The following is a 9,529-nucleotide window of genomic DNA, read 5'->3' on the forward strand; positions in this document are numbered from 1 at the left end:
CTTGAGCCGCAAGCGACTCCGCCCCCTCTCCGCCGACGCGGGAGCCCGTCTCCTCGCGGCGGCCGTCGCGGGCGCCGTCTGCGCCTGCCTGGCCGCCGCCCCGGCCTCCGCCACCGACACGGAACCCGTCGTCTCGCGCGGGGTCACCATCCCCGCGTTCTACAACCCGCCCACCGAACTCCCCGCCGCCGACGGCGCGTTGATACGGACCGAGCCGATGTCGCTGGGGCTGAGCATCCCCGGCCTCGACGGCCGGCCCCTGCCGGGCACGGCGACCCGCCTGATGTACAAGTCCACCGACTCCTCGGGGCGGCCCGTCGCCGTCACCGGCACCTACATCGAGCCCTCCGCCGCCTGGAAGCGGTCCGGACCGCGACCGCTGGTCGCGATGGCCTCGGGCACCATGGGACAGGGGGACCAGTGCGCGCCCTCGTTCGCCCTGGAGCACCCGCTCACCCTGACCGGCGACACGATGTCCGTGGGCTACGAAGCCCTCGCCGTCTACCGGATCCTGGCCTCCGGCGCGGCCGTCGTCCTCACCGACTACGTCGGCCTCGGCGCCACCGACCGGCTGCACACCTACGTCAACCGCCTCGACCAGGGCCACGCCCTGCTGGACGCCGCCCGCGCGGCCCGCGCCGTGCCCGGCGCTTCCGTCACCGCCGGCTCGCGCACCGGCCTGTACGGCTACAGCCAGGGCGGCGCGGCGGCCGCGTCGGCCGCCGAACTCCAGCCCTCCTACGCGCCGGACGTCCCGCTCAGCGGTACGTACGCCGGCGCCCCGCCCGCCGATCTCACCTCCACCATGAAGGGCATCGACGGCAGTGCGCTGGCCGGCGCGCTGGCCTGGTCGATCAGCGGCTTCGCCCAGGCGGACCCGGATCTGCGCGCCGTCGTCGAGGAGCACGTCAGCGACAGCGGGAAGGCGGTGCTCCGGGACGCCTCGACCATGTGCGTCGGCGACGCGCTCTTCGGCTACGGCTTCGCGAAGAGCAGCCGGTGGACGAAGGACGGCCGGTCCATCGGCGACATCATCGCCGCCGAGCCGGCGGCGCGGGCCGCTCTGAACAGGCAGCGGATCGGCACGCTCCGGCCGGCCGGCCCGGTGCGGGTGGCCACCGGCGTCCACGACGACATCGTGCCCCACGGCCAGGCCCGGCAGCTGGCCGTGGACTGGTGCCGCAAGGGCGCCGACGTCACGTACGAGGCGGTGGTCCTGCCGAACCTGGGCGACAAGATCCTCACCAACCACCTCGTGCCCCTCCTCACCGACCAGGGCGACGCCATCGCCTGGCTGACGGACCGGCTCGCCGGGCAGCCCGCGGGCTCCAACTGCTGGACCATGCCCCTCCAGCCCTGACCCGCGCCGCGCGCCGCCGGCCACCCGCCGGCGGTGCGCCGCGCAGGGACCCGGCGCACCGCGCCGCCTCCTCCGGTCCCGCCCCGATCCCGAGCCGTCGAGCCCCCTCCCTGCCCCGACGCCCGCCCGCCGTGAAGACGCCACGCCCTTCGTCACGCCCATTGCCGAGCACTGCACGCCTCGCTATGTTAATCGAAAATCACATGGGCGGAGCGGTGCCGCAGCCCGCTCCCCGCCCGTGAACGGCAAGTCTGCGCAGGCTCCGGACCCTCCGGGTCCCTCTGGGAAGCAGGTACGTCAATGGACCACCTCAGCAGGCGAAAGCTCCTCTCACTCGGCGCGGCGCTCGGTCTCGCGGGCGTCGCGAACCCCGTCCCCGCGTGGGCCTCCACGGGGGCGGCGGCCGGGACGGCCGCGACCACCGGTCCCGAGTGGATCTGGGACGACCTGGCCGACCCCCTGATGGCCAGGATGCTCACCGGCGGCCACGTGCCGGCGATCAACACGGCGTGGGCGTCGTGGGTGGACAACAACGACCCCCTGCCCAGCGGCCTCCCGGCCGAGTTCTCCGCCTACCTGGGCCGGGTCAACCGGCTGCCGTCCTGGGCCGACCCCGCCAAGCTCGCCCGCGCGGCCGACTTCAACCGACGCCGGGACACGTACCTCTTCATGCTGTACGGCCTCGGCAGCGGCATCATGAGCACCGTCATCCCGCGCGAGGCGAAGAGCGTGTACTGGTCGGCGGGCGGCGCGGACATGCAGGACCGCGCGGCCAAGACGTTCACCTTCGGCTACGACCTGTCCGAGCTCAAGGCGTTCGAACCCACCGGGCAGTTCGTCGTCACGGCCAACAAGACGCGCGTGGTGCACGCGGCCGTACGCCACCTGCTGCCGCAGTCCCCGCACTGGCGGGCGGTCGCCGACGAGACCATCCCGATCAGCGCCGCCGACATCCTGGTCACCTTCCACAGCCTCGGCACCTTCGTGTACCGGAAGCTGCTCGACTGGAGGATCCCGTTCCCGGCCGCGGACCAGGAGGCCTTCCTGCACTCGTGGCAGGTCGCCATCCACCTGCTGGGCGTCCCGGACGAGCACATCCCCCAGACCTGGGCGGAAGCCGAACGCCAGGCGGCGCGGGTGCTCACCCCGATCCTCACGCCGTCCACCGAGGGCATCGCCCTGGCCGAGGAACTGCTCGGCCTGACGGCGCAGGTCGACCTCGGGGTCACCCGCGGGTTCCTGAACGAGTTCGTGCGCTACGTCCTGAGCGACGAGGTCGGCGACTGGCTGGGCCTCCGGCGCGACTACGCCGCCGCGGCCCTGGTCCGTACCGCCTGGCCCGCGTTCATCCTGTTCCGCGAGGGGCTGTCGCCGATCATGCCCGGCACGTTCTACATGTTCGACCAGTTCGTACGGGCGCTGGCCATGCTGTTCCTCAACAAGGGCGGCTCGGGGAAGACGACCCCCATCACCATCCCCACCGGGAACAGGGCGGGCTGAGCCGCCGACGGCGGGACCCGGGGAGCCGCGACCGCCCCGCCGCGCGACGCCCGGCCGCTCAGAGGCCGAGGGCGCCCACGACCAGGCGGGTCACGGTCCGCCGGGCGGCGGGTCCGTCGCGCCACCGCAGCCTGCGGCCCGCCTCGACCACCACGCCGAACCCCGCGTGGGCCAGCGCCCGGGCCTGGCGGGAGTCCAGTTCCGGACGGGCCAGGCGCAGCCAGTGCTCCCAGACGGCGATGTGCTTCCGCTGCGCGAGGACCAGGGGACGGCGCGGGTCCGCGGGCAGGCCGGGGAGTTCGGCCTCGGCGACGCTGTTGAGATCGGTGTACTCGAAGCAGTACGCCACGTGGGTCGCCGCCAGCGCGACGACGGCGTCGTACGGGGCCGTCACCCCGCGCAGGCTCCGCTCGGTCCCCCGGGCCAGCAGGTCCGCCGCCTGGAGGCACGCCGCGGCCAGGACGTCGATCTTGCCGGGGTAGTGGCGGTACAGCGCGGACGGGGTCAGCCCCACGGCCCGGGCGATCTGCCCGTTGGTGACGCTGGCGAAGCCGTCCCGGGCGAACAGCGGGACGGCCGCCGCGAGGATCTCGTCGCGCCGCGTCCGGGGCACCGGCCGGGCCGGCAGCTCGACGGGGGCCGGGGCGGAGCCCTCCGCCCCCGGGTCGCTCGCGGCGACGCCGAGCGCGGACTTCACCAGCAGGTCCTCGGCCCGGCGCTGGGCGATCGAGGTGCGGTGCATCGTGATCGACCCGATCGCGCCGAGGGCCGCCGTGGCGCGCAGTCGCCCGTCAGGAAAGGGGTGTTCCCGCCGCACCGCGTCGTCGACCCGGTCGACGACGCGGTCGTACTTCGTCTTGAGGCGCCGGCGGTCCTCGCGCTCCAGGTAGCGCGCCTCCCACCGGTACACGCCGCCGGAGGCGCGATGGGCCACGGTGATCCGGGCGACGGCCGTCAGCACCTCCGTCAGGGGCGCGTCGGAGGGCACCTCGTCGAGCGCGGCGACCAGGCCGTCCACCATGACGCCGGCGCACTCGGCGAACAGCGCGTACTTGTTCGGGAAGTGCCGGTACAGCGCGGTCGCGGTGATGTCCACGCGGGCGGCGACGTCCTCCATGGAGGCCGCGTGGTAGCCCCGCTCGCTGAAGACCCGTCCGGCCGCGTCCACGATGAGCTGCCGGCGGTTGCGCGGCCGGGTGGCGGGGACCGGCCGCGCGGTCTCTGCCGGTCGGGCGGACGGGGAGACGGAGGGCATGCGGATCAGTCAATCACAGGCCCTCCGGGAAGAGGACGGCTTCCTGGCGGTGCGGGCGGGGAGCGGCGGACGGGGCCTGCGGGGGCTGCGCGACAGCCGGCGCGGGCCGGTCGCCCGCCCGTCCGCCCCACGCCTTGCCCGCCCGCTCGACCGCCTGACTTCCGCCCGGCCCGCCCCCCGCCCGATCAGGCGAAGGTGAGGACGGGCTTGACCACGCTGCCGTCCCGCATGGCGGCCACGGCCGTCTCGATGGCCTCGAAGGGGAACGTGGTGACCAGCCTGTCGAGCGGGAAGAGGCCCCGGGCGCGCAGGTCGAGCAGTTCGGGGAGGAAGCGGTCCGGGTCGGAGTCGCCCTCGATCACGCCGTGGACGCGGATGCCCTTGCCGAGCAGTTCCCTCACGTCGAAGGCGACCTCGCGGCCGATGCCCAGCAGGGCCAGCTCGCCCCGGGGACGGAGGGCGGCGACGGCCGTCCGGGCCGACTCGGGGCGGCCGGTGGTCTCGACGACGTGGTGCGCCCCGCCGCGGGTCAGCTCGCGCAGGGCCCCCACCAGGCCGTCCCCGGGTTCCAGGGCCGCCGTGGCGCCGAGCGCGAGGGCCAGGGAACGGCGGAAGGCGACCGGATCGACGGCCACCACGGGGGCGCAGCCGGCGGCCACCGCGGCCATCACCGCGCTCAGGCCGACTCCTCCCGCGCCCAGGACGACCAGGGAGGAACCCGGCCGGGGGCGAAGCCGGTTGAGGACCGTTCCCGCCCCCGTCTGGCCGCTGCAGCCCAGCGGCGCCGCGACCTCGGGCGGCAGGTCGGACGGCACCTTGACCACGCCGCTCGCGCGGACCACGACGTGCGTGGCGAAGCTGGACTGGCCGAAGAAGCCGCCGTGGAGGGGCCGGCCGCCGAGGGAGAGGGGGCTGGTGCCGTCGGGGCGGCCGCCGGAGAAGTTGTGGGCCGCGGCGGCGGGGCAGTACGCGGGATGGCCCGTCGCGCACTGCTCGCATCCGCCGCACCGGGCGAAGGTCAGACAGACGGGGTCGCCGGGCGCGAGGCCGGTCACGTCCGCGCCCGTCGCCTCGACCACTCCCGCGCCCTCGTGCCCGAAGACCATGGGGGTGAGCCGGCGGGGCCAGGCGTCCCGCATCCCCAGGTCGGTGTGGCAGATCCCGACGGCGGTCGTCCGCACCAGCACCTCGTCGGGACGCGGGTCCGCCAGCTCCGCGTCCCGGACGGTGAACGGGGCGCCGGGCGCGGCGACGACCGCGGCGCGGACCCGCCTCACGAGGACTGCCCGGCGCGAGGAGCGCCGTCCCGGACCTCGTACGGGCTGTCAGGGGTGCGTTCCAGGAAGAAGTAGTAGAACGGCCCCTCGGGGGGCACGCCCTTGGCGTTCATGATCCCCATGAGCGTGTCGCCGTCGACCCGTTTGAAGTGGTCGAGGACCGGCTGCCCGTCGTAGATCATGGTGGCCGTCGTCTCGCCCCGGAACTCGACGGCCCACAGGCCGGCCGCCCCTTTGCCGAGCGCGCGGTCGGCGTACAGCCCGCCCTGCGCGTCCCGGCAGATCAGCGGCTCGACGTCGTGCGCGGAGCGGAACGTCTTGCCGTACCAGCCGGCCTTCGCCAGCATGCCGTTGAGGGGGTGGCCGGTCGGGAACTCCCCGCCCTTCCAGGAGCCGAGCATCTCCTCGGGGCGGACGGTGCTCAACGCCGCCCAGATCGCGTCGAGTTCGGCGGCGTCGACGGTGCCTTCCCCCTCCCTGACCTCCTGGAGTTCCCGGAACCGGGTGCGGGCCTCGTGCGCGTCCATGCGGATGTCCTCTCGTCGGTGTCGGCGTCGGTGTCGACGCCAGGGAAATGGAACCGGGGAGGGAGCGGGTGCGGGGTGTGCTTGCGGGGGCCGGAACGGCGCGCGGATCAGGGGCGCGTCATCGCGGGGATCGGGACGCCGGCCCCCGCGAGGATCCGTCGCGACCGGGCACGGCGGCGTTCCCGTGCCGGGACGGTGCGGTGCCGTCGAGCGCGCCGGGATGGCCGACGGTGCACAGGCCGAGCAGCACGTGGCGTTCGGCCACCTCCTCCGCGCTGAGCGGGCCGTCCTCGCGGAACCAGTTGGCCACGCCCTGGCACATGACGAGGACCGCCCGGACCGCGTCGGCCGGGATCGGCGTGGTGAACACGCCCTGCGCGCGGCCCGCCTCGACGGTGTCCAGCAGCATGTGCTCCAGATAGTCGCGCAGGGCGACGTAGCGCGCCCTGTTCTCCGGCTCCAGGCTTCGGATCTCCGTGTCGAGGAAGGCGAGTTGGCGGCGGTGCGTCATGTAGAGCACGATCGACTCGACCATGCCGCAGAAGCGGGCGAGGGGGTCGTCGCCCGCCTCGCCGGCCGCCGCCCGGCAGCGGTCCAGGACGTCCTTGATGGAGGTCTCGAGCAGGGTGGCCAGCAGCGCCTGCTTGTTCGCGTAGTGGTAGTAGAGCGCCGGCACGGTGACGCCGACCCGCTGGGCGATGTCCCGTACCGAAGTGCCGTGGTAACCCTGCTCGTTGAACGCCTCCATGGCGCGCATCAGGATCGCGTGCAGGTCGAGCGGGTGATAGGTGCGCCAGTGCTCGGCCGGGGGCGTTTCGCCCTGGCCCGGCGCGGCGCCCGGAGGGCCGCCGCGGGCGGGGCGTCGATCGGCGACTTCGTACGGCTGTGACACCGTGACACTTCCTTCCGGGTCCTTAGCGTTCGCTCAGCATAGCCCGTCCGATGATGCCGAGTCTGCTGTCCGGCCCCTCTTCCTGTTCCGGAAAAACTGCTGCCGCACGGGGAGTTGACCCGTTCGCCGCCCAGCTCCTACGTTCTTAGCGATCGCTCAGTAGGTCCTCGATCGAAGACGGCCCGCCCGCCTCGAACCGAGAAAGGAACACATGAGCCGGCACCCCACCGACACCCCTCCCGGCCGTGACGTCACCGGCCCCCTGCACGGCGTGCGCGTGGTCGAACTGGCGGGGATAGGCCCCGGCCCGTTCGCCGCGATGCTCCTCGCCGACCTGGGGGCCGACGTGGTGCGCGTGGACCGTCCCGAACCCTCGCCGCTCGGCGGGGATCCCGCCCTCGACCTCACCAACCGCAACAAGCGCTCCGTCCTCGTCGACCTCAAGACGCCCGAAGGGCCGCACGCGGTACGCGCCCTCGCGGCGCGCGCCGACATCCTGCTGGAGGGCTACCGCCCCGGCGTCGCCGAACGCCTCGGCGTCGGCCCCGAGGACTGCATGGGCGTCAACCCCGCGCTGGTGTACGGCCGGATCACCGGCTGGGGCCAGCACGGACCGCTCGCCGCCCGGGCCGGCCACGACATCGGCTACGTCGCCACCGCCGGCCCGCTCTCCATGGTCGGCCCGCCGGACGGCCCGCCCGTGCCGCCCGTCAACCTCCTCGGCGACTACGCGGGCGGCTCCCTCTACCTGACCACCGGCGTCCTCGCCGCGCTGCTCACCGCCCGCGCCACCGGCCGCGGCCAGGTGGTGGACGCGGCGATCGTCGACGGCGCCGCCCACCTGACCACCCTGTTCTGGGGCATGCTCGCCGAGGGCACCTGGCGCGAGTCCCGCGGCCGCAACCTGCTCGACGGCGGATGCCCGTACTACGCCATCTACGCCACGGCCGACGACGGCTGGATGGCGGTCGGCGCCCTGGAACCGCGGTTCTACACGACGTTCGTCACCCTGCTGGGCCTGGATCCCGGGAAGCTGCCGGACCGCGCCGACCCGCACAACTGGCCAGAGCTACGGGCCGTGTTCACCGCCCGGTTCGCATCCGCCACGCGCGCGGAGTGGACGGCCGCCTTCGAGGAAACCGACGCCTGTGTCGCCCCCGTCCTCTCCCTGCGCGAGGCGGCGGACCACCCGCACCTGACCGAACGCGGCACGTACACACCGGCGTTCGGCGCCGTCCAGCCCGCTCCCGCACCCCGCTTCTCCGCCACCCCCGGCACCCTCCGCAGGCCCCCGGCCGTCCCCGGCGCCCACACCCCCGACGTGGCCCGCGACTGGGACGTGCCCGAACTCCTGAAGGACCACCGCTGATGGAACTCTCCACACCCCTGGCGTACGCGGGCGACCCGCGCGCCGCCGCGGACCGGGCCGCCGCCCTGGAGGCCGCGGGACTCGACGCCGTCTGGGTGGCCGAGGCGTACGGCTACGACTCCCCGACGATCATGGGATACCTCGCCGCCAGAACCGAGCGGATGCGGATCGGCTCGGCCATCCTCAACGTCTACTCCCGCACCCCCGCCCTGATCGCCCAGACCGCGGCCGGACTCGACGCCCTCACCGGAGGCCGCGCCCTGCTCGGCATCGGCGCCTCCGGCCCCCAGGTCGTCGAGGGCTGGCACGGGCGCCGCTACGACCGCCCGCTCGGCCGCACCCGCGAGGTGATCGAGCTGTCCCGGCGGATCTGGCGGCGCGAGGTCATCGAGCACCACGGCATCACCGACCTGCCCCTGCCGCCCGAGAAGGGCGGCACCCTCGGCAAGCCCCTCAAGCTCCTGAACCACCCGGTCCGCGACACCGTCCCCGTGTACGTCGCGGCCCTGGGCCCGGCCAACGTCCGGATGACCGCCGAGATCGCCGACGGATGGCTGCCGTTCCTGTACGTCCCCGAGCGCGCGGCCGACGTATGGGGCCCGTCCCTGGCCGAGGGCGCGGCCCGGCGCGACCCCGCTCTCGGTCCGCTCGCCGTCGTGGCCGGCGGTCTGCTGGCCCTCGGCGACGGCGCCGAGGCCGCCCGCGACCTGATGCGCCCCACCGTCGCCCTCTACGTCGGCGGCATGGGCGCGCCCGGCCGGAACTTCTACCACGACCTGATCTGCTCCTACGGCTACGAGGCCGCCGCGGCGGCCATCCAGGAGCACTACCTCGCGGGCCGCAAGAAGGACGCGGAGGCCGCCGTACCGGACGAGCTGCTGGAACGCCTCAGCCTCGCCGGCCCCGAGGGATACGTCCGCGACCGGGTGGAGGTCTTCCGCGAGGCGGGCGTGACCATGCTCAACGTCACCCCGGTGGGACCCGACCCGGCCCGGCTGATCGAGCGCGTGAGGAGCTGGCTGTGACCTTCGGACGCGACCTGTACGGCCCCGATCACGACGCCTTCCGCGCGACGGTGCGGACCTTCCTGGCCAAGGAGGTGACCCCGCACCACGCGCGCTGGGAGGAGACCGGCGTCGTCGACCGGGAGGCGTGGCGCGCGGCGGGCCGCCGGGGCCTGCTGGGCATGGCCGTCGCCGAGGAGTACGGCGGGGGCGGCACCGACGACTTCCGCCACAGCGCCGTCCTCATCGAGGAGTTCGCCCGCGCGGGCGCGTCCGGCCTCGCCCTCAGTCTGCACAACGACATCATCGGCCCGTACCTCACCAAGCTGGCCACCGAGGAGCAGC

The 9,529-nt window shown here is 74.3% G+C and carries 9 protein-coding genes; 5 read left to right on the forward strand and 4 right to left on the reverse strand.

The genetic code is table 11. The annotated features are described in order from the left end of the window. Window position 1: 1 nt before the first annotated feature. On the forward strand, window positions 2-1,360 hold the full coding sequence (locus IE321_RS19955) for a lipase family protein (RefSeq protein ID WP_190223943.1): 1,359 nt from the start codon (window positions 2-4) through the stop codon (window positions 1,358-1,360). A gap of 300 nt (window positions 1,361-1,660) precedes the next feature. Continuing rightward, the gene (locus IE321_RS19960) at window positions 1,661-2,860 is read left to right on the forward strand and encodes an oxygenase MpaB family protein (protein WP_190223944.1); all 1,200 of its coding nucleotides are present in this window, start codon (window positions 1,661-1,663) and stop codon (window positions 2,858-2,860) included. Between the two features lie 58 nt (window positions 2,861-2,918). Here the strand turns inward: IE321_RS19960 and IE321_RS19965 are convergent, their stop codons facing one another. The 4 genes from IE321_RS19965 to IE321_RS19980 form a co-directional block, all read right to left on the reverse strand. Then, a complete protein-coding gene (locus IE321_RS19965; protein ID WP_190223945.1) occupies window positions 2,919-4,115 on the reverse strand; it encodes a TetR/AcrR family transcriptional regulator in 1,197 nt (398 codons plus the stop codon). A gap of 185 nt (window positions 4,116-4,300) precedes the next feature. Then, the gene (locus IE321_RS19970; RefSeq protein ID WP_190223946.1) at window positions 4,301-5,392 is read right to left on the reverse strand and encodes an NAD(P)-dependent alcohol dehydrogenase; all 1,092 of its coding nucleotides are present in this window, start codon (window positions 5,390-5,392) and stop codon (window positions 4,301-4,303) included. Further along, complete coding sequence (locus IE321_RS19975; RefSeq protein ID WP_190223947.1) at window positions 5,389-5,919, reverse strand: DUF4334 domain-containing protein; 531 nt, start codon at window positions 5,917-5,919, stop codon at window positions 5,389-5,391. The genes IE321_RS19970 and IE321_RS19975 overlap by 4 nt, the downstream gene beginning before the upstream one ends. Window positions 5,920-6,037: 118 nt before the next feature. Beyond that, entirely contained in the window at window positions 6,038-6,811 is a 774-nt protein-coding gene (locus tag IE321_RS19980; RefSeq protein WP_226652919.1) for a TetR/AcrR family transcriptional regulator, read from the reverse strand. A gap of 211 nt (window positions 6,812-7,022) precedes the next feature. Here IE321_RS19980 and IE321_RS19985 point away from each other — a divergent pair, with 211 nt between their 5' ends. From IE321_RS19985 to IE321_RS19995, 3 genes are all read left to right on the forward strand, one after another. Continuing rightward, the gene (locus IE321_RS19985; protein WP_190223948.1) at window positions 7,023-8,180 is read left to right on the forward strand and encodes a CaiB/BaiF CoA transferase family protein; all 1,158 of its coding nucleotides are present in this window, start codon (window positions 7,023-7,025) and stop codon (window positions 8,178-8,180) included. Further along, window positions 8,180-9,205: an LLM class F420-dependent oxidoreductase gene (locus IE321_RS19990; RefSeq protein WP_190223949.1), complete on the forward strand. Its 1,026-nt coding sequence runs from the start codon at window positions 8,180-8,182 to the stop codon at window positions 9,203-9,205. The genes IE321_RS19985 and IE321_RS19990 overlap by 1 nt, the downstream gene beginning before the upstream one ends. Further along, the coding region (locus IE321_RS19995; protein ID WP_190223950.1) for an acyl-CoA dehydrogenase family protein at window positions 9,202-9,529 on the forward strand (328 nt) is incomplete at its 3' end. The genes IE321_RS19990 and IE321_RS19995, both read left to right, overlap by 4 nt.

It is taken from the genome of Streptomyces hydrogenans (assembly GCF_014656075.1).
Taxonomy (GTDB): domain Bacteria; phylum Actinomycetota; class Actinomycetes; order Streptomycetales; family Streptomycetaceae; genus Streptomyces; species Streptomyces hydrogenans.

Bases quoted from the DNA above. Each gene is read 5' to 3' on its own strand.
- IE321_RS19990 (WP_190223949.1), top strand. From the start codon at position 8,180: ATGGAACTCTCCACACCCCTGGCGTACGCGGGCGACCCGCGCGCCGCC.
- IE321_RS19985 (WP_190223948.1), top strand. From the start codon at position 7,023: ATGAGCCGGCACCCCACCGACACCCCTCCCGGCCGTGACGTCACCGGC.
- IE321_RS19960 (WP_190223944.1), top strand. From the start codon at position 1,661: ATGGACCACCTCAGCAGGCGAAAGCTCCTCTCACTCGGCGCGGCGCTC.
- IE321_RS19975 (WP_190223947.1), bottom strand. From the start codon at position 5,919: ATGGACGCGCACGAGGCCCGCACCCGGTTCCGGGAACTCCAGGAGGTC.
- IE321_RS19965 (WP_190223945.1), bottom strand. From the start codon at position 4,115: ATGCCCTCCGTCTCCCCGTCCGCCCGACCGGCAGAGACCGCGCGGCCG.